Annotated in this window: 17 protein-coding genes; 11 read left to right on the forward strand and 6 right to left on the reverse strand. The window is 71.1% G+C overall.

Annotation, left to right across the window (positions count from 1 at the left end):
* Nucleotides 1-3 precede the first annotated feature (3 nt).
* Complete coding sequence (locus ACWD3H_RS33060; RefSeq protein ID WP_451957763.1) at nt 4-771, reverse strand: 2,3-dihydro-2,3-dihydroxybenzoate dehydrogenase; 768 nt, start codon at nt 769-771, stop codon at nt 4-6.
* A gap of 391 nt (nt 772-1,162) precedes the next feature.
* On the opposite strand from ACWD3H_RS33060, the gene ACWD3H_RS33065 reads away from it, so the two are divergent.
* Nucleotides 1,163-1,372, forward strand: a complete 210-nt coding sequence (locus ACWD3H_RS33065) for an MbtH family protein (protein WP_350960138.1) — start codon at nt 1,163-1,165, stop codon at nt 1,370-1,372.
* A gap of 124 nt (nt 1,373-1,496) precedes the next feature.
* On the opposite strand, the gene ACWD3H_RS33070 is transcribed toward ACWD3H_RS33065, so the two are convergent.
* The 3 genes from ACWD3H_RS33070 to ACWD3H_RS33080 all read right to left on the reverse strand — a co-directional run bounded on the left by ACWD3H_RS33070 (nt 1,497) and on the right by ACWD3H_RS33080 (nt 4,632).
* Nucleotides 1,497-2,837: an RNA polymerase sigma factor gene (locus ACWD3H_RS33070; protein WP_451957764.1), complete on the reverse strand. Its 1,341-nt coding sequence runs from the start codon at nt 2,835-2,837 to the stop codon at nt 1,497-1,499.
* A 192-nt stretch (nt 2,838-3,029) separates the two neighbouring features.
* Nucleotides 3,030-3,407: a hypothetical protein gene (locus ACWD3H_RS33075; protein ID WP_355568670.1), complete on the reverse strand. Its 378-nt coding sequence runs from the start codon at nt 3,405-3,407 to the stop codon at nt 3,030-3,032.
* A gap of 49 nt (nt 3,408-3,456) precedes the next feature.
* Nucleotides 3,457-4,632 (reverse strand): AMP-binding protein, encoded by a 1,176-nt coding sequence (locus ACWD3H_RS33080; protein WP_451957765.1) that lies wholly within the window; start codon nt 4,630-4,632, stop codon nt 3,457-3,459.
* Nucleotides 4,633-4,748: 116 nt separating this feature from the next.
* Here ACWD3H_RS33080 and menB point away from each other — a divergent pair, with 116 nt between their 5' ends.
* Together menB and menD are read left to right on the forward strand one after the other, a co-directional pair.
* The gene (menB, locus tag ACWD3H_RS33085; protein WP_343978451.1) at nt 4,749-5,603 is read left to right on the forward strand and encodes a 1,4-dihydroxy-2-naphthoyl-CoA synthase; all 855 of its coding nucleotides are present in this window, start codon (nt 4,749-4,751) and stop codon (nt 5,601-5,603) included.
* Between the two features lie 121 nt (nt 5,604-5,724).
* On the forward strand, nt 5,725-7,383 hold the full coding sequence (menD, locus tag ACWD3H_RS33090; protein WP_451957766.1) for a 2-succinyl-5-enolpyruvyl-6-hydroxy-3-cyclohexene-1-carboxylic-acid synthase: 1,659 nt from the start codon (nt 5,725-5,727) through the stop codon (nt 7,381-7,383).
* Nucleotides 7,384-7,437: 54 nt separating this feature from the next.
* Here the strand turns inward: menD and ACWD3H_RS33095 are convergent, their stop codons facing one another.
* Both ACWD3H_RS33095 and ACWD3H_RS33100 read right to left on the reverse strand, forming a co-directional pair.
* On the reverse strand, nt 7,438-8,169 hold the full coding sequence (locus tag ACWD3H_RS33095; RefSeq protein WP_451957767.1) for an ABC transporter permease: 732 nt from the start codon (nt 8,167-8,169) through the stop codon (nt 7,438-7,440).
* Nucleotides 8,166-8,852: an ABC transporter ATP-binding protein gene (locus ACWD3H_RS33100; RefSeq protein ID WP_451957768.1), complete on the reverse strand. Its 687-nt coding sequence runs from the start codon at nt 8,850-8,852 to the stop codon at nt 8,166-8,168. Before ACWD3H_RS33100 ends, ACWD3H_RS33095 begins: the two co-directional genes overlap by 4 nt.
* 156 nt (nt 8,853-9,008) lie before the next feature.
* Between ACWD3H_RS33100 and ACWD3H_RS33105 the strand changes: the two genes are divergently transcribed.
* From ACWD3H_RS33105 to clpB, 8 genes are all read left to right on the forward strand, one after another.
* On the forward strand, nt 9,009-10,109 hold the full coding sequence (locus ACWD3H_RS33105; protein ID WP_451957769.1) for a sensor histidine kinase: 1,101 nt from the start codon (nt 9,009-9,011) through the stop codon (nt 10,107-10,109).
* Between the two features lie 130 nt (nt 10,110-10,239).
* Nucleotides 10,240-10,926, forward strand: coding sequence for a response regulator (locus tag ACWD3H_RS33110; RefSeq protein ID WP_451957770.1), 687 nt, complete (start codon nt 10,240-10,242; stop codon nt 10,924-10,926).
* A gap of 171 nt (nt 10,927-11,097) precedes the next feature.
* Entirely contained in the window at nt 11,098-11,580 is a 483-nt protein-coding gene (locus ACWD3H_RS33115) for a general stress protein (protein WP_355567978.1), read from the forward strand.
* A 152-nt stretch (nt 11,581-11,732) separates the two neighbouring features.
* Nucleotides 11,733-13,640 carry a molecular chaperone DnaK gene (dnaK, locus tag ACWD3H_RS33120; RefSeq protein WP_350966017.1) on the forward strand — a complete coding sequence of 636 codons (1,908 nt, stop codon included), beginning with the start codon at nt 11,733-11,735 and terminating at the stop codon, nt 13,638-13,640.
* Nucleotides 13,633-14,292 carry a nucleotide exchange factor GrpE gene (locus tag ACWD3H_RS33125; protein ID WP_451957771.1) on the forward strand — a complete coding sequence of 220 codons (660 nt, stop codon included), beginning with the start codon at nt 13,633-13,635 and terminating at the stop codon, nt 14,290-14,292. The genes dnaK and ACWD3H_RS33125 overlap by 8 nt, the downstream gene beginning before the upstream one ends.
* Nucleotides 14,289-15,254: a DnaJ C-terminal domain-containing protein gene (locus tag ACWD3H_RS33130; protein WP_451957772.1), complete on the forward strand. Its 966-nt coding sequence runs from the start codon at nt 14,289-14,291 to the stop codon at nt 15,252-15,254. The genes ACWD3H_RS33125 and ACWD3H_RS33130 overlap by 4 nt, the downstream gene beginning before the upstream one ends.
* On the forward strand, nt 15,251-15,682 hold the full coding sequence (locus tag ACWD3H_RS33135) for a chaperone modulator CbpM (RefSeq protein WP_451957773.1): 432 nt from the start codon (nt 15,251-15,253) through the stop codon (nt 15,680-15,682). Before ACWD3H_RS33130 ends, ACWD3H_RS33135 begins: the two co-directional genes overlap by 4 nt.
* Complete coding sequence (gene clpB / locus ACWD3H_RS33140; RefSeq protein WP_451957774.1) at nt 15,679-18,279, forward strand: ATP-dependent chaperone ClpB; 2,601 nt, start codon at nt 15,679-15,681, stop codon at nt 18,277-18,279. Before ACWD3H_RS33135 ends, clpB begins: the two co-directional genes overlap by 4 nt.
* The last annotated feature ends 172 nt before the right edge of the window (nt 18,280-18,451 follow it).

Raw genomic sequence — 18,451 nt, forward strand, 5'->3', positions numbered from 1 at the left:
ATTTCATGCCCGGAGCGTGGCGCCGCCGTCCACGTACAGGTCTTGCATGGTGATGTGCCGGGCACGGTCCGAGGCGAGGAACAGCACCGCCTCGGCGATGTCCGAGGGATCGGCCAGCCGGCCCAGCGGAATGCCCACGCGGTAGGAGGACGGATCTCCCTCAAGCACGCTGCGGGGGTCGAGTCCCGCCTGCATCGCGGTGTCCGTCGATCCGGGCGAGACCACGTTGCAGCGGATGCCGTGGCGGGCGAGTTCCAGTCCGGCGCATCGAGTGAACATGACCGCGGCGGCCTTGGAGGCCGCGTATGCCGCCATGCCGACGCGCGGCACGCCCGCGGCGTTGGAGGCCACGGTGACGACCGTCCCGCGACCGCGGGGGATCATGCGGCGGGTCACGGCGCGGACGGCGTGGAAGACCCCGCCGGCGTTCACCGCGAACACGTGCTCCCAGTCATCGGTGCTCAGATCGGTCACCGCGCCGGTACGCAGCACGCCCGCGACGTTGACCAGGACGCCGATCGGTCCCAGTTCGTTCTCGACCCTGCTGACGACGGCGTCAACCTGGCCGGGGTCCCTGACGTCGGCCAGGTGGCGGGCGATCGGCTCTGGCCGGTTCTCCCAGGGCTCGTCGCGCACATCGACTCCGGCCACGATCATCCCGGCACGGGCGAGAGCCGTCGCGACGGCGGCTCCGATGCCTCCCGCGGCGCCCGTGACAAGGGCCACCGCCCCGGGGAGGCCGGGATGGTCTTGCCTGTTGGTCACATACACCTCACTAAAACGTTTAGGTTAGCCTTACCTCACTTGCACTGCGTGTCAGGGGTGGGTCAGGTGGGCGTGGAAGGTGATCTGGTCATGATGATATGCCTCTTGACGTCGGCGTCAATAAGGGGAATCTTAGGTGAGGCTTGCCTAATTAAAACCTGTCTCAGGGGTCTCTCCGGTCACTCGTTCGGCGCCGTGGCCAGGTCTTCCTCCGAGAGTGCCGAGTGATCCTTCATCCGCGCCCCCGGATGCCTGGATCCGGGAGGGGAGCGACGGTCGTCACGTGTCCATCCGGCAGGTGACCTCCGTGCGCGTCGCTCACCTCCCCTCCCTGAGAGGGGCACACGATTCCGATCTCCGGGCCAGCTGCCCGGGATGTTCCCGCTGGAGGTATTCGATGACCAATCCGTTCGACGACGAGAGCGCGCCGTTCCTGGTGCTGGTGAACGCGGAGGGGCAGCACTCGCTGTGGCCCGCGTTCGCCGACGTCCCCGGGGGCTGGGAGGTCGCCCACGGTGAGGACTCCCGCGCCGGGTGCCTGGCCTACGTCGAAGGCTCCTGGACCGACATGCGCCCCAGGAGCCTTGTCAGCGCGATGGGCGGCTGAGCGCCGGACCCTTCGCGGCCCCGTGCGGCCCTCGGGGCCGCGAGGGCCCTCGCGGCGGTCCGGGAGACGGCGAAGGGCGCCCTCACGGACCGGGAGGTCTCGCGGGGGCGCCCTTCGAGGCGGGTCAGCTGGCCCAGTCGAGCAGCGGGCGTGTGTTGCTGGGGTGGCGGAGCTTGGAGAGCGACTCCTTCTCCAGCTGGCGGATGCGCTCGCGGGTCAGGCCGAGGTGCTTGCCGATCTCGTCGAGAGTGTGGGGCTTACCGTCGATGAGACCGAAGCGCAAGGCCATGATCTTGGCTTCCCGTGGGGAGAGGTTGCCGAGCACACCGCGCAACTGCTCGCCCAGCAGCTGGCGGTCGACGACCTCCGAGGCCTCGGGCGAGTCGATGTCCTCGATGAGGTCACCGATGGTGGTCTCGCCGTCCTCGCCGATGGTGGCGTTGAGGCTGATCGGCTGGCGGCTGGTGCGCAGCAGCTCCTCGATCTGGTCGGGAGTCTTGTCCAGCTCCACGGCAAGCTCGTCCGGCGTGGGCTCGCGGCCCAGGCGCTGGTGCATGTCGCGCTCGATGCGCGACAGCTTGGAGAGCATCTCCAGCACGTGCACCGGCAGCCTGATGGTGCGGGCCGAGTCGGCGAAGCCGCGCTGGATGGCCTGGCGGATCCACCACATGGCGTAGGTGGAGAACTTGTAGCCCTTGGTGTAGTCGAACTTCTCCACCGCGCGGATCAGGCCGAGGTTGCCCTCCTGGACCACGTCGAGCAGGGCCATGCCCCGGTCCGTGTACTTCTTCGCCACGGAGACGACCAGGCGGAGGTTGGCCTCCAGCATGTGGTCCTTGGCCCGGCGGCCGTCCTCGGCGATCCACTCCAGGTCGTCGCGCATGACCGCGGACAGGCCCGGCTCGGCCTCCAGCTTGGACTCGGCGTACAGGCCGGCCTCGATGCGCTTGGCCAGCTCGACCTCCTGGGCGGCGGTGAGCAGAGTGCGACGGCCGATCGACTTCAGATAGGTGTGCACGGAGTCGCCCATCACGGAGGAGTGGTCGTCCAGGTCAAAGGTCGACTCGGTCTCCGTCTCGGCCTCCGGCTCCTCCGGGGGGTTCCACTCGTCGTCCGCCTCCGCCGCGGCGTCCTTGCCCTTGGCCTTGGCCACGGCCTCGGTCTTGGCCGACGCCTTCTTCGCGGGTGCGGGCTTCGCCTTGCGGGCGGTGCTCTTGCGGGTGGTGGTCTTCGCCGCCTTGGCGGTGGCAGGGGAGAGCACGGGCTCGTTCTCGGCGGCCAGGCTGACGCCGGCCTCGGTGAGCTCTCGCAGGATCGCCCTGCCCTCGGTGGGGCTGATGCCCGCCTCGGCGAAGGCGTGACGCAGCTCCGCGAGTGAAAGGTGGCCCTGAACTCGCCCTCGGTCAATGAGCTGTTCGAGGGTCGTCGGGGCTTCAGATGAGGCCGCCACGGCGGTCGGGGGCATGAGGACACCTCCTCCATCACGGAGTCGTCTGATTACGGTTTTCAGTCGTCGGGTGGGGCGGTCTGGGGCCGCTCGGCGCACCAGTACCAATAACCACAGCCAAGAACTTTCTGTTCCCGACTTGACTCGGAAAATATGATGGGTGGACCGTCCTCTCGGCGATCCACCCGCGTATAAGTGCCTGGTACGGCCCTATTCGGTCACGTCCGAGGAATCCTCGATCACGTCCAGAGGGCCCTCGACCATGGGCATCGGGAAGGGTTCGGCCTCCTCCATGCGGTGCTCCGTCCAGTAGCCGACGACCTTCTCCGGATCCGGGTTGACCTTCTCGGAGATCACATAGCCCTCCGAGGACGGGGGCGGTGCCGTCGGCGACGGCACCTGCGAGGGCGGGCCGCCCCAGGGCGAGGACGGGGCGGGGTCGTGCGGAGCGACCGGCACCGGCTCGCCCGATGTTCTCCCGGTCTTCCCGATGCCTCCCGCCGCGGCGGCCGCCGTGACGGAGATGCCACCGGCCAGGACCAGGCTCACGATTCCAGCCGAGACCCATGTCTTCCGGGTGACGTTCATCGAGATTGTCCTCCTGCTTCGGCTATCCCTTGGACGTGTGACAGCGTCTTCACGGTTCCCGGCCACGACCATAACGGAGAGTTTCCAGGTCCGGCTTGCCGTTGGCCAAAAGCGGTATTTCGGTCATTACGATCAGCTCGGCGGGGGCCGCGTAGGCAGGTAGCCGCTCCTTGGTGAAGGCGCGCAACTCGGCCAGGGACGGCGGGGCCTGCGAAACGACGAAGGCCACCACCCGCTCGCCCCACTCGGGATCGGGGCGGCCGACCACGGCGGCGTCGATGATCGCGGGATGCTCGGCCACCGCGGCGGCCACCGCCGCGGCGACGACCTTCTCGCCCCCGGTGTTGATGACGTCGTCGGCCCGCCCCAGCACGCGCAGCCGCCCGTCGTCCAGGGTGCCCAGATCCGAGGTGAGGAACCAGTCACCGTCGCGCACGGCCTCGGTGAGGCCGCGTTGGAGCCGGTAGCCGGAGAACAGCACCGGCCCGCTCAGGCGGATCCGGCCGTCGCCGCCGATGCCGACGCCCACCCCGTCGAGGGGCTCGCCGTCGTAGACGCACCCGCCGCAGGTCTCGCTCATGCCGTACGTGGTGACCACCCGTGCGCCGGCCGCGCGGGCCGCGTCGAGCAGGTCGGGGGGAGCGGCGGCACCGCCGAGCAGGATCGTCTTGAACACCGACAGATCCGCGTGGAGCAGGCGGCGCAGCTGGGTGGGCACCAGCGAGACATGGTCCGCACCGCTGGCGAGCACCGCCTCGGGGGAGAACCCCTCGTGCGTGATCGGCTCGGTCCCGCCCAGTAGCGACCTGACCAGAACCTGCAGGCCGGACACGTGGGAGGGGGGCAGGCAGCAGAGCCAGCGCTCGCTCGCCTCCGCGCCCAGGCGCCGCAGCGAGGCCGACGCCGAAGCCCTCAGCGCCTCGGCCGACAGTTGCACGCCCTTCGGAGTGCCGGTCGAACCGCTGGTGGCGATGACCACCGCCACCTCGGCGGGCACGCCGACGCCGTCCTCGCGGCGGACCCCGTCGACGTGGGTCGGGCGCAGCGCCTCCAGCGTCGCCCGCAGTGCGGGGGCGGGCAGGGAGGGGGAGAGGGGCAGGATGGCCGGGCCCTGGCCGTCCAGTGCCGAGCCGACGGCCCGGAACAGCTCCGGACCCGCCGCGGACACCACGGCATGCAGTTCTCGTTGCACGGAAAGCCACTCCTCGTGCACAGGAATGGTCATCACAGTCGTAAGGTTAGTGCCGAAAGCCGGACAACGGCCGGGGACGGCCCCGGCACAGCGGAGGGGGCGAAGCAATCGTGGGCACGGAGAGAGTCGAGCCGGGCGCGAACGAGCAGGTGGCGGCGGAGACGACTCCCGAGCGGGACGGTGCGGTCGACTGGAAGAGGTCCGGCCAGTACGAGGACATCGTCTACGAGACCGGCGAGGGCATCGCCAAGATCACGATCAACCGTCCGGAGCGGCACAACGCGTTCCGTCCGACCACGCTCTTCGAGCTCAAGGAGGCCTTCAACGCCGCTCAGGAGGACTCCGAGGTCGGTGTGATCATCTTCACCGGTGCGGGCGACAGGGCCTTCTGCTCCGGCGGTGACCAGAAGATCCGCGGTGACGACGGCTACGTCGACAAGTCCACTCCGCACGTGGGCAGGCTCAACGTTCTGGACCTGCAGGTCCAGATCCGCCGCTGCCCCAAGCCGGTCATCGCGATGATCGCCGGTTACGCCATCGGCGGCGGCCACGTGCTGCACGTGTGCTGCGACCTGTCCATCGCCGCCGACAACGCGGTCTTCGGCCAGACCGGTCCCAAGGTCGGTTCCTTCGACGGCGGCTACGGCTCCTGGCTGCTGGCCGAGACCGTGGGCCTGAAGCGGGCCCGCGAGATCTGGTACCTCTGCCGCCAGTACGACGCGCAGACCGCCCTGAACTGGGGCCTGGTCAACGCGGTCGTTCCGCTCGCCGAGCTCGAGGCCGAGACGGTCAGATGGGCCAGGGAGATGCTGGAGAAGTCGCCGCTGGCACTGCGCATGCTCAAGGGCGCGCTGAACGCGGTGACCGACGGTGCCGCCGGGATGCAGCAGTTCGCCGGCGACGCCACCCTGCTCTACTACATGAGCGAGGAGGCACAGGAGGGCCGCGACGCGTTCAAGGAGAAGCGCGCCCCCGACTTCGGCAGGTTCCCGCGCCGCCCCTAGGGGCAGCGAAGATCTGAACGGGTTCGGTCCCGAGGCGCACCGTCCCGCGTAGGCGAGGCCGGTTTCGCGCGCCTCGGGATGGACCTACCCCCCCGGGGTGCGGAGTTAAGGAGGCGATGCGGTGAATCCCGCGACCGCGCTCGCGACCGTGCTGGTCGACGAGCTCGCCCGCTGCGGTGTCACGGACGTGGTGCTCGCGCCGGGGTCGCGCTCGGCGCCGCTCGCCCTGGCCGTGCACGCCGACAGCCGCATCCGGCTGCACGTGCGGGTGGACGAGCGCTCGGCCTCCTTCCTCGCGGTGGGGCTGGCCCGCCGCAGTGAGCGGCCGGTCGTCCTGATCTGCACCTCCGGCACCGCGGCGGCCAACTTCCATCCGGCCGTCATCGAGGCGCACGAATCGGGGGTGCCGCTGCTGGTGCTCACCGCCGACCGCCCGCCCGAGCTGCGCGACACCGGCGCGAGCCAGACCGTCGACCAGATCAAGCTGTACGGCACGGCCGTCCGCTGGTTCAGCGAGGTCGGCGTGCCCGAGGAACGGCCGGGGCAGGTCGCCTACTGGCGGTCGCTGGCCTGCCGCGCCTACCAGCGCGCGCTGGGCCCGTACGACCCGGGCCCGGTCCACCTCAACGTGGCCTTCCGGGAACCACTGATCCCTGACGGCGACCTCTCCTGGTGCGAGTCCCTGGAGAGCGACGCGCCAGGGCCGTGGATCCGTGCCAGGGTGGGCTCCCCGTCGGTGGCGCTGCACCTGCCGCCGACCCGGCGGGGCGTGCTCGTCGTCGGCGACGGCGCGACCAACGTGCGCCGATACGTGGCGGCGGCGGGCATGGCCGGGTGGCCCGTCCTGTCGGAGCCCAACGGCGGCGCCCGCTACGGCGACCACGCGATGTCCACCTACCACTTCCTCCTGGGCACCCCGGAGTTCGCCGACCGGCACCGGCCGGACGTGGTGGTCACCCTGGGCCGTCCCGGGCTGTCACGGCCGCTGCTCAACTGGCTGAGGCACGCGGACGAGCACATCGTGGTCGCCGCCGACATGACCCGCTGGCCCGACCCGACCCGCTCGGCCACCCAGGCCGCCCAGGTGGTGGAGATCCCGATCCCGGCGGGCGACGACACGTGGCTGCACTCCTGGCGCCGCGCCGAGACGGCGGCCAGGACCGCGATCGACGACGTGCTGGACGGGACCGGGCTCAGCGAGCCACGCCTGGCCCGCGACCTGGTGGACGCGCTGCCCAACGGGTCCCTGCTGTTCTCCGGCTCCTCCATGCCGATCCGCGACCTCGACCAGGCGATGCGCTCCCGGCGGGGACTGCGGATCCTGGCCAACCGGGGAGCGGCGGGAATCGACGGCGTGGTGTCGGCCGCGATGGGCGCGGCCCTCGCCCACAACGGTCCCTCCTACGCCCTGATGGGCGATCTGACCTTCCTGCACGACCAGAACGGGCTGCTCCTCAGCCCTCGCGAGCCCCGTCCCGACCTCTGTCTGGTCGTGGTGAACAACGACGGCGGCGGGATCTTCTCGCTGCTTCCCCAGGCCACGCTCCGCGACCCCTTCGAGCGGATCTTCGGCACCGCGCACGGGGTGGACCTGGGCTACGTGGCAGCCGCCACCGGCACGCCGTACACCTTCGTGAACGAGCCGGGCCAGCTGGTGAAGGCGCTGCGCGGTGAGGGGCTGCGCATCGTCGAGGTGCGGACGGAGCGGGAGTCCAACGCGACGCTGCACGGCATGATGCGTGACGCGGCCCACGCCGCCGTCCGCGATGTCATGTCGTGACGCCCGCCCCCGCGCCGGTGTCAGTGCCCGTGTCGGTGTCGGTGTGCGGCGAGGTCAGGTGATGTCGCGGCGGAGCGTCAGCGCGCGGGCGGCGAGCACGAGCACCACGACATAGCCGGCGAACAGCAGCCCGCCCCCCCAGGCGGGCAGCAGCTCACCGCCCTGCATGTTCATGCCGCCCAGGGCGCGGGCCGCCCCGGTCGGCAGCCACCGGCCCAGGCCGGGCAGGAGCATGGTGAGCAGGTAGTCGGCGTACATGAACCAGACCAGCGCCACCGCCACCGCCGCGACCTGGTTGCGGACCAGAGCTCCGAGGCCCACTCCGAGCAGGCCGTACAGGACGACGCTGAGCACCGAGCCGAGCAGTACCACCGGCACCCGGGGGGTCCACACGGGATGACCGGCCAGGCCGAGCATGACCAGGCCCGCCGCCAGCGTGACCAGCGCCGACACGGCGCCGACGAGCAGCCCGACGATCCCGTACGCGGCCAGCTTCGCCCCCACCACCCGCTCCCGCCGAGGGGTGACCAGGAACTGCCAGGTGATCGTCTGGTGGCGGTTCTCCCCGGCCATGCCCAGGACACCGAGGATCAGGGCGAAGACATAGGACTGCTGGGCCATGTTGTAGACGTTCTCGATCTGCGGCGCCGTCGCGCCGCCCGGCTCCGCCAGTGCGACCATCAGCCCCGCCCAGAGCACGCACAGCGGGGGCGCCAGGGCGACGAGGATCCAGGTGACGCGGCTCGCGCGGGCCTTGAACAGCTCGGCGCGGATCAGGCGGCTCATCCGGTCACCTTCACGTACAGCTCCTCCAGGTCGGTCTGTGGGGTCAGCGGGCCCTGCCAGGCGAGGCGGCCCGCGGTGAGGATGATCACGTGGTCGGCGATCTGTCGGATCTCGGCGAGCACGTGTGTGGAGACCAGGACCGTGCGGCCCTGGTGGGTGTAGGCCCGCAGGAAACCCCGCAGCCAGCGCATGCCCGCCGGGTCCAGGCCATTGGCGGGCTCGTCGAGGATGAGGATCTCCGGGTCTCCCAGCAGGGCGGAGGCCAGGGCGAGCCGCTGGCGCATGCCCAGGGAGAAGCCCCGCACCCTGCGGTCGGCCGCGGCGGTGAGGTCGACCTGCTCCAGCGCGTGCGCCACGTACGCGGGATCCAGTCCCGCGGCGAGGCGGAGCGCCTCCAGGTGCGCGCGGGCGCTCAGCCCGGGGTGGAAGGCCGTCGACTCCAGTACCGCGCCGACCGTGGCGGCGGGCCGGTCCAGGTCACGGTAGGCCGTGCCGCCGATCGTGGCGGTGCCGCCGGTGGGCGCGACCAGGCCGAGGATCATGCGCAGGGTGGTGGTCTTGCCCGCCCCGTTGGGGCCGAGAAAGGCCGTGAGCGTTCCTCGCTCCACGGTGAAGGACAGATCGTCCACGGCGCGTACCTCGCCGAACGACTTCCCGAGATGAGTGACGCTGATTGCTGACATGGCCTCGACGATGACCTGCCGGCAGGTGTTGGCGCATGGTTCCGGAGGTGGAGCCGGCAACCTCCACCCGGGAGGGGACCGTCGTGCGGTCGGGTGGAGGCATCTCCACCCTGAGGTCCATGGTCCCTTTCCGGCGGGCACCGGTAGCTTGTCGTCGTGGCCATCCTCCGCAGCCCGCCCGTGCGCAGGCTTCTCGCCGTCCTGCTGGTGGGATACCTGCTCTTCGGCCCGGTGTCCGCCGCCGTCGAGGTGGGACCGTCCGGGCTGTTCGCGGTGATCCCGATCGGCGCCCTCACCGTGGGCTGTTGCCTGTGGGCGCTGTGCGGTGAAGACCTCCGGCGCAACGTCCCGCTGCTCGCTTTCACCCTGGCCGGGGGGCTCGCCCTGCACGCGATCAGCCTCTACAGCGGGATGGGATTCCTGTACGTCGTCGTCTTCGTCGCACCGTTCAAGACTCGTTTCTGGCCGGGGGCGACGCTGGTCACGGCCGACCTCGTCGGCGTGACGGCGCTCTCCTTCGCCCTGGGCATCCCTTCCGGGTCTGTCTGGGGCAACACCGCCGGGCTCGCCTACTCCGCGGTCTTCGTCTTCCTGCTGCGGCATGTGAAGACGATCAGGGAGCACGGAGCGGCACTCGCCGAGGCGCGGGCGGGCGAGGCCGTGCTCGCTGAGCGGGCGCGGCTGGCCAGGGAGGTCCACGACATCCTGGCTCACTCGCAGTCGGCGCAGATCGTCCATCTGGAGGGGGCGCGGCTGCTGCTGGAGCGGGGCGACGATCCGGCGGCGGCGCTCGACCGGGTCGAGCGGGCGGTGCGGCTGGCGCGGACCGGGCTGGAGGAGACCCGCCGGGCGCTCGACGCGCTGCGTGGCGAGGAACTGCCGCTGGCCGAGCGGCTGGAGCGGCTGGCTGTGGAGTTCCGGTCGGTGACCGGGGCGTCCTGCACGGTCTCGGTCACCGGGAACCTCGACTCGTTGAAGGCCGGAGCCCGGCTGGCGGTGGCCAGGACCGCTCAGGAGGCGTTGACGAACGTGCGCAAGCACGCGCCGGGCGCCGCGGTCTCGGTGGCGCTGCGCCGCGTCGAGGGCTGGTGTGAGCTGGAGGTGTGCGACACCGGTGGCCGGCCGGGCCGGCTGGCGCCGTTGGGAGGAGGATACGGGCTGGTGGGGATGCGCGAGCGGGCCGAGCTGATCGGCGGGTCGCTGGCCGCGAGGCCGGGTACGGAGGGCTTCAGGGTCCTCCTGCGGGTCCCGGCGTGAGTCGCCCACGGCGCGGCGCCGCCGCGGGGGCGGGCACCGCGCCGTGGACGACTCACGCCGGTGCCGGTGCCGGGGCGGATGCGGGGGAGGCGGCGCGCGACCGCGATCCGGTCCCGCCTCGGCGGGAGAGGTGCCGGGGAGCGCGAGCGGGTTCGAGGGACGCGGGGGTGCCGAGGTGACCGTGCGGGTGCTGGTGGCCGACGACCAGACGGTGGTGCGCGAGGGGCTGGTGCTGCTGCTGGGGCTGCTGCCCGGCATCGAGGTCGCCGGCGCGGCGGCCGACGGCGGGGAGGCGGTCCGGCTCGTCGGCGAGCTCAGGCCCGACGTGGTCCTGATGGACCTGCGGATGCCCCGCATGGACGGGGTGGAGGCGACCCGCAGGATCAGGGAGGCTCACCCGGAGGTCCATGTGGTGGTCCTGACGACGTACTCCGACGACGAGTCGGTCTTCGCCGCGCTGGGCGCCGGGGCGCGGGGCTATCTGACCAAGGACACCGACGCCGAGTCCCTGGCCTCGGCCATCGCGACCGTGGTCGAGGGGCAGGCCCAGTTCGACCCCGGTATCCAGCGGCGGCTGGCCGAGGCGGTGACCGTGAACCGCCGCGCGCCGGACCTGCCCGACGGGCTCACCCGCCGGGAGAGCGAGGTGCTGCGACTGATAGCGGCGGGCCGCTCGAACGCGGAGATCGCCGGAGAGCTGTTCGTCTCCGAGGCGACGGTCAAGACCCACATCAACAACCTCTTCGCCAAGGCGGGACTGCGCGACCGCGCCCAGGCCGTGACGTACGCCTTCCGGCACGGTCTGGGACCTGACTGACCGCAACGGCGTGGGGGTCGGAGACGACGGTGAGGCGGGGTGGCCAACAGGGTGGCGGGGCGGGGTACGAAGGAGATGACTGTCAGATCTGGGGATGTGGGGGCACCGTCCCCAGAGGCACGGTGAGCGGGTAAGGATCCACTTCGCGGGTACCCGTTGAAGGGAAGTGCCATGCCATCGGATGTCACCTTGAAGGCCCATGAGGCGGTGGCGGGTTTCGGCACCTACGCCGAGGCCCAGCGTGCCGTGGACCAGCTCTCCGACCAGAAGTTCCCGGTCGAGCACACCCTGATCGTCGGAGTCGGACTCCGGCTCGTCGAGAGGGTGCTCGGGCGGCTGACCTACCTTCGCGCCGCGTGGATGGGAGCCGGTGCCGGTGCCTGGTTCGGCCTGCTGATCGGCCTGTTCTTCGCGATCTTCACTCCGGGCCGCTTCCCCTTCGTCCTGGTCCTGTGGGGCCTGATCTGGGGTGCCGTGGCCGGCGCGATCTTCGGGCTGATCGGCCACGCGCTCACCGGGGGCAAGCGTGATTTTCTTTCGTCGAGCTCGATCGTCGCCGACCGCTACGAGGTGCTGGTCGAGACCCCGTACGCGGCTGAGGCGCGCAGGCTGCTCAACGTGGGCATGCCCCCGCAGATGCCACAGCAGATCTGATCGGCGCTCCCTGAGCAGGGCCCGCACCGCCGTGCCGTGCCCGCCACCTGGATCACCGGCCTCACCGGGGCGTGGAGTGACCAGGCCCGAGGACCGGGGCGGCGATGCCGTCCGGCGAGTGTCGTTCCCGTCATGTCGCACAGGAGATCAGCATGCCTAAAACAGTTGGAATCGACCTCGGCACCACCAACTCGGTGATCGCCACGATGGAGGGCGACAAGCCCACGGTGATCCCCAACGCCGAGGGGGTGCGGACGACGCCGTCGGTCGTGGCGTTCACCGAGAACGGTGAGCGCCTGGTCGGGCAGCTTGCCCGCCGCCAGGCGATCCTGAACCCCAAGGGAACGATCTACTCGGCCAAGCGCTTCATCGGCCGCCGCTACGACGAGGTCACCAGCGAGATGAACGCCGTCTCGTTCGACGTCGTCCCAGGTCCGGACGGTGCCGTCCGCTTCAAGATCCACGAGAAGCTGTACGCGCCGGAGGAGATCGCCGCGGCCGTGCTGCGCAAGCTGGTGGACGACGCCTCGAAATTCCTGGGGGAGAAGATCACCGAGGCGGTCATCACCGTGCCCGCGTACTTCAACGACTCCCAGCGCCAGGCCACCAAGGACGCGGGGAAGATCGCCGGCCTGGAGGTCCTGCGGATCGTCAACGAGCCGACTGCGGCGGCTCTCGCCTACGGCCTCGACCGCAAGGAGAACGAGACCGTGCTCGTCTTCGACCTGGGCGGCGGCACCTTCGACGTCAGCATCCTCGCCATCGGCGACGGCGTCGTCGAGGTACGGGCGACCGCGGGCGACACCCATCTGGGCGGTGACGACTTCGACCGGCGCATCGTCGACCACCTCGCCGACGAGTTCCAGCGGGACAACGGCATCGACCTGCGCCAGGATCCCCAGGCCCTGCAGCGGCTCTTCGAGGCCGCGGAGAAGGCCAAGGTCGAGCTGTCGGCGGTCAGCCAGACGCAGGTCAGCCTGCCCTTCATCACGGCGGACGCCTCGGGCCCCAAACACCTGAACGCCACGCTGCGGCGCTCTACCTTCGAGGAGATCACCGCCGACCTGCTCGAACGGTGCAAGCCCCCCATCCAGCAGGCCATGGCCGACGCCAAGCTCACCGCCGACGACATCGACGAGGTGATCCTGGTGGGCGGCTCGACCAGGATGCCCGCGGTGCAGACCCTGGTACGCCGCATGACGGGTGGCAAGGACCCGAACATGACGGTCAACCCCGACGAGGTCGTGGCGCTGGGCGCGGCGGTCCAGGCCGCCGTCATCAAGGGCGAGCTGAAGGACGTCGTGCTGCTGGACGTGACGCCGCTCTCCCTCGGCATCGAGACGCTCGGCGGGGTCATGACGAAGGTCATCGAGCGCAACACCACCATTCCGGCCCGCCGGTCCGAGGTGTTCAGCACCGCGGAGGACAACCAGACCGCCGTGGACGTCGCGGTGCTGCAGGGCGAGCGCGAGCGCGCCGCCGACAACCGTTCCCTCGGCCGGTTCCGGCTGGAGAACATCAGGCCCGCTCCGCGCGGCGTGCCGCAGGTCGATGTGACCTTCGACATCGACGCCAACGGGATCCTGAACGTCTCCGCCAAGGACAAGGACACCGGCGCCGAGCAGCGCATCACGATCAGTGAGAGCTCGAACCTGGACACCGGCGAGGTCGAGCGGATGGTCGCCGACGCCGAGCGGCACCGCGAGGAGGACCAGCGGATGCGGCAGGTCATCGACGCGCGCAACGAGCTCGACAGCGCCGCCTACCAGGTGGAGCACCGCTTGGCCGAGCTGGGTGAGTCGGTGCCCGTCCATGAGAAGGCGCGGGGCGAGATGCTGGTGAACGACGCCCGCGAGGCGATCAAGCAGGAGGCCCCGCTCGACCGGGTCCGCTCGCTCACCGCCGAGCTCCAGCAGGTCTACCACAGCCTCGGCGCGTCGGCCTCCGGTGCTTCCGGCCCGGGCGCCCCGGGGGAGGGCGCGTCCGGGGCTCCGGGCGGCCAGGCGGGTGGCGGCAGGGACGACGACGTCATCGACGCGGAGTTCACGACCGATGAGTGAGGCAGCCGGGCAGGGCGGCCACGTCCCCGGTCATGAGCCGGATCCGCGTGGCCAGGAGCCGCGGGCCCAGGGCGGGTACGGCGGCCAGGAGGAACACGGTAGGAAGGCCCATGCGCGAGGGACGCGCGGCAAGGAGGCGCATGGTCAAGAGCAGCATGCCCAGGAGGCGCGCGGGGAGGCAGGGGCCGCCCCGGCCGATCTCCAGGCCCGGGTCGAGGAGCTCCAGGCCCTGGTGACCGATCTGCAGGACCGCTGGCGGCGCGCCCTCGCCGACCTCGACAACCTGCGCAAGCGCGTCAGCAGGGACACCGGGCGGATGCGGGAGGAGGAGCGGGCACGGGCCGCCGCCGAGTGGCTGCCCGTGCTGGACAACCTGGACCGCGCGCTGGAGCACGCGGAGACCGACCCCGCCTCCATCGTCGACGGGATGCGGGCGATCAGGGACCAGGCGCAGGAGGTACTCTCCCGCCTCGGCTACCCACGCCGCGACGACGCCGGCGCCACGTTCGACCCGGCCAGGCACGAGGCGGTGGCCGTGCTCCCGCAGGAGGGCGTGCCCGACGGCACGGTCCTGCAGGTGGTGCGGCCCGGCTACGGAGACGGCGAGCAACAGCTACGGCCCGCGCTGGTCGTGGTGGCCAAGGGGGAATGATGCCCCCCGACCGCGACTTCTACGAGATCCTCGGAGTGCAGAGGGGCGCGAGCCAGGAGGAGATCCAGCGCGCCTACCGCAAGCTGGCACGGGTCAACCACCCCGACGTCAACAAGGACCCGGCCGCCGAGGACCGCTTCAAGGAGGTCTCCGAGGCCTACAGCGTGCTGTCCGACCCCGCGACCCGGCGCCGCTACGACGCGTTCGGGCCGAACTTCCGCCAGGTGCCCGAGGACGTGGACCCCGAGACGTGGGCGCGCGCCCAAGGCCGCCGTGCGCGTGCCGGTGCGGGGGCGGGGGCGGGCCGTGCCGGCTGGGGCAGGGCCGGAGAGCAGGCCGGCTTCGGGGAGGGGATCGACCTCGACGACCTTCTCGAAGGGCTGTTCTCCGGACGGGGAGCGCGGGGAGGCAGGGCCGGTGGAGGCTGGGGGCCGATCCCCGGCGCCGACCAGGAGGCCGAGATCGAGCTGACCGTCGAGGAGGCCTACCGGGGCGGCCGCCGCTCGATCACCGTCGGCTCGCGCAGGCTGCAGATCGAGATTCCCGCGGGCGTCTCCGACGGGCAGCGCATCAGGCTGGCCGGGCAGGGTGGAAGGGGCGGCGACGGGGCACCCGCGGGCGACCTCTACCTGATCGTCAGGATCGCGCCGCACCCCCGGTACCGGGTCGAGGGGCGAGACATCCACGTCCTGCTCCAGGTCACCCCGTGGGAGGCGGCGCTCGGCGCCTCCGTCGCGGTCGACACCCCCGCGGGCGAGGCCAAGGTCAAGGTGCCGGCGGGCACCTCCAGCGGCAAGCGGCTGCGGCTGCGCGGCCGGGGGATGCCCAGTCCCCGGAACAAGGCGGGTGATCTGTACGCCGAGGTGCGGATCATGGTTCCGGCCCGGCTGTCGGAGGAGGAGCGGCGGCTGTTCGAGCAGCTCGCCGCCGTCTCCACGTTCGATCCGAGGAGACGGCGATGACCCACCCCTTCCCGGAGCGCAGGCCGCCCCACCCGGGGGCGCGGCCTGCCGGGCCGGGGGCGGCCCCGGCCGGGGGCTCCGCCTCCCGCCCGCGGAGGGCGCCTGGCGGAGTGGAGCGGACCTACCAGCTCACCAGGCCCGAGCGCCTGGATCTGGAGACGTTCGCCAGGGCGACGGGGACCCACCCCGATCTGGTGCGGCGTCTTGTCGCGCTGGGCCTGCTCGACGCCGGGACCGACTCCGCCGGGCACCTGTGGTTCCCGCCTCCCGAAGTGCTCACCATGGCGCGGATCCGGCGGCTGCGGGCCGGGTTCTCGATCAACTATGCCGCGCTCGGCCTCGTACTGGATCTGCTGGACCGCATCGCCCAGCTGGAGGCCGCCCAGCGTGGGCGTTCCCGACTCACCGGAGGCTCGCCGTGGACATGAACCAGCTGACCCAGAAGTCGCAGGAGGCGCTGCACGACGCGCAGACCAAGGCCCTGCGCTTCGGGCACACCGAGGTGGACGGCGAGCACCTGCTGCTGGCGTTGCTGGACCAGCCGGAGGGGCTGACACCCCGCCTGCTCTCGTACGCGAACGTCGACACCGACAGGCTCAGGGGCGATCTGGAGGCGGAGCTGGGCCGCCGTCCCAAGGTGAGCGGTCCCGGCGCCGCGCCGGGCCAGGTCTACGTGACGCAGCGGCTCTCCCGCCTGCTGGACACGGCCAAACGGGAGGCCGACCGGCTCAAGGACGATTACGTGTCGGTGGAGCACCTGCTCATCGCCCTGCTTGAGGAGGGCAGCTCGAGCTCCGCCGGGAGACTGCTGCACGATCAGGGGCTGACCAGGGACGGCTTCCTCAAGGCGCTCACCTCGATCCGCGGCAACCAGCGGGTGACCTCCGCGATGCCCGAGGTGGCGTACGAGGCGCTGGAGAAGTACGGGCGCGACCTGGTGGCCGATGCCCTGTCGGGCAAGCTCGACCCGGTCATCGGGCGCGACGCCGAGATCCGCCGGGTCGTCCAGATCCTGTCCCGCAAGACGAAGAACAACCCCGTCCTGGTCGGTGACCCCGGCGTCGGCAAGACCGCCATCGTGGAGGGACTCGCGCAGCGGATCAGCCACGGGGACGTGCCGGAGGGACTCAAGGGCAAGACGGTCTTCAGCCTCGACATGGGCTCGCTGGTGGCCGGGGCCAAGTACCGGGGCGAGTTCGAGGAGCGCCTCAAGGCCGTGCTCAACGAGGTCAAGGCCGCCGAGGGGCGGATCCTGCTCTTCGTCGACGAGATGCACACCGTGGTGGGCGCCGGAGCGGCCGAGGGCGCCATGGACGCGGGCAACATGCTCAAGCCCATGCTGGCCCGCGGCGAGCTGCACATGATCGGGGCGACGACCCTCAGCGAGTACCGCAAGCACGTCGAGAAGGACGCCGCACTGGAGCGCCGGTTCCAGCCGGTGATGGTCGACGAGCCCTCGGTCGAGGACGCCGTCTCCATCCTGCGTGGCCTGCGCGAGCGCCTGGAGATCTTTCACGGGGTGAAGATCCAGGACAGCGCGCTGGTGGCCGCCGTCGTGCTGAGCCACCGCTACATCTCCGACCGTTTCCTGCCGGACAAGGCCATCGACCTGGTGGACGAGGCGTGCGCGATGCTCCGTACGGAGATCGACTCGATGCCCGCCGCGCTCGACGAGCTCACCCGCAGGGTGATGCGCCTGGAGATCGAGGAGGCCGCGCTCGCCAAGGAGGAGGACCTCGCGAGCGGGGTCCGCCTGGAGGAACTGCGCGCGGAGCTCGCCGACGTGCGCGCCGAGGCCGACGCCATGCGGGCGCAGTGGGAGGCCGAGCGGCACGCGCTACGCGCCGTCCAGAGCCTGCGCGAGGAGATCGAACACGTACGCGCCGAAGCCGATCGGGCCGAACGCGACTACGACCTCAACCGTGCCGCGGAGCTGCGGCACGGCAAGCTGCCCGAGCTGGAGCGGCGGCTGGAGGCGCAGGAGGAGCGTCTGCTCGCCAAGCAGGGGACGGCGCGTCTGCTGCGCGAGGTCGTCACCGACGACGAGATCTCGATGATCGTTTCCCGGTGGACGGGCATCCCGGTGAGCCGCCTGCAGGAGGGCGAGCGGGAGAAGCTGCTGCGGCTGGACCAGGTCCTGCACGAGCGGGTGATCGGCCAGGACGAGGCGGTGCGGTTGGTGGCCGACGCCGTCATCCGGGCCCGTTCCGGCATCAAGGACCCGCGCCGCCCGATCGGGTCGTTCATCTTCCTGGGACCGACGGGCGTCGGCAAGACCGAGCTGGCCAAGGCGCTCGCGGAGGCGCTCTTCGACACCGAGGACAACATGATCCGCATCGACATGAGCGAGTACCAGGAGCGGCACACGGTCAGCCGCCTCGTCGGCGCGCCCCCCGGCTACGTGGGGTACGAGGAGGGCGGCCAGCTGACCGAGGCCGTGCGGCGCAAGCCGTACTCCGTGGTGCTCTTCGACGAGGTGGAGAAGGCGCACGCGGATGTCTTCAACACGCTGCTGCAGGTGCTGGACGACGGGCGGCTCACCGACGCGCAGGGCAGGACCGTCGACTTCCGCAACACGGTCCTGATCATGACCTCCAACATCGGCTCCGTCTACCTCCTCGACGGCGTCACACCGAGCGGAGAGATCGAGCAGGAGGCGCAGCAGCGGGTGATGGCCGAGCTGCGCGCGCACTTCCGTCCCGAGTTCCTCAACCGCGTCGACGACATCGTGATCTTCAAGCCGCTCACCATGGAGGAGATCGAGCGCATCGTCGGCCTGATGTTCGTCGAGCTGCGGACCCGTCTCGAACAACGGGGGATCCGGCTGGACGTCACCGAGGCGGCGCTCAGGTACATCGCCGAGCGGGGCTACGACCCGGTGTACGGCGCCCGCCCGCTGCGCCGGTTCATCTCCAGGGAGGTCGAGACGCGCATCGGCCGCGCTCTGCTGTCCGGGGAGGCGTACGAGGGGGGCGTGGTCCGGGTCGACCTCGCCGAGGGCGAGCTCGACGTCACCTACGCATGAGGAGAACCGGCAATGTCATCAAATATCGTGCAATGCCGGAACTGTGGGGAAGAGGAACCGGGTACCCGCGGGCGCGGCGCCCGCCTCCGAACCGCGCTCATGGGCGGAGGGCGCGATCGCGCCGGTAGGTGAGGGGAGTGGCTGAGACGGGGGCCAGGTGAGCGGGCTCCTG

Source organism: Streptosporangium sp. NPDC002607 (assembly GCF_053592655.1).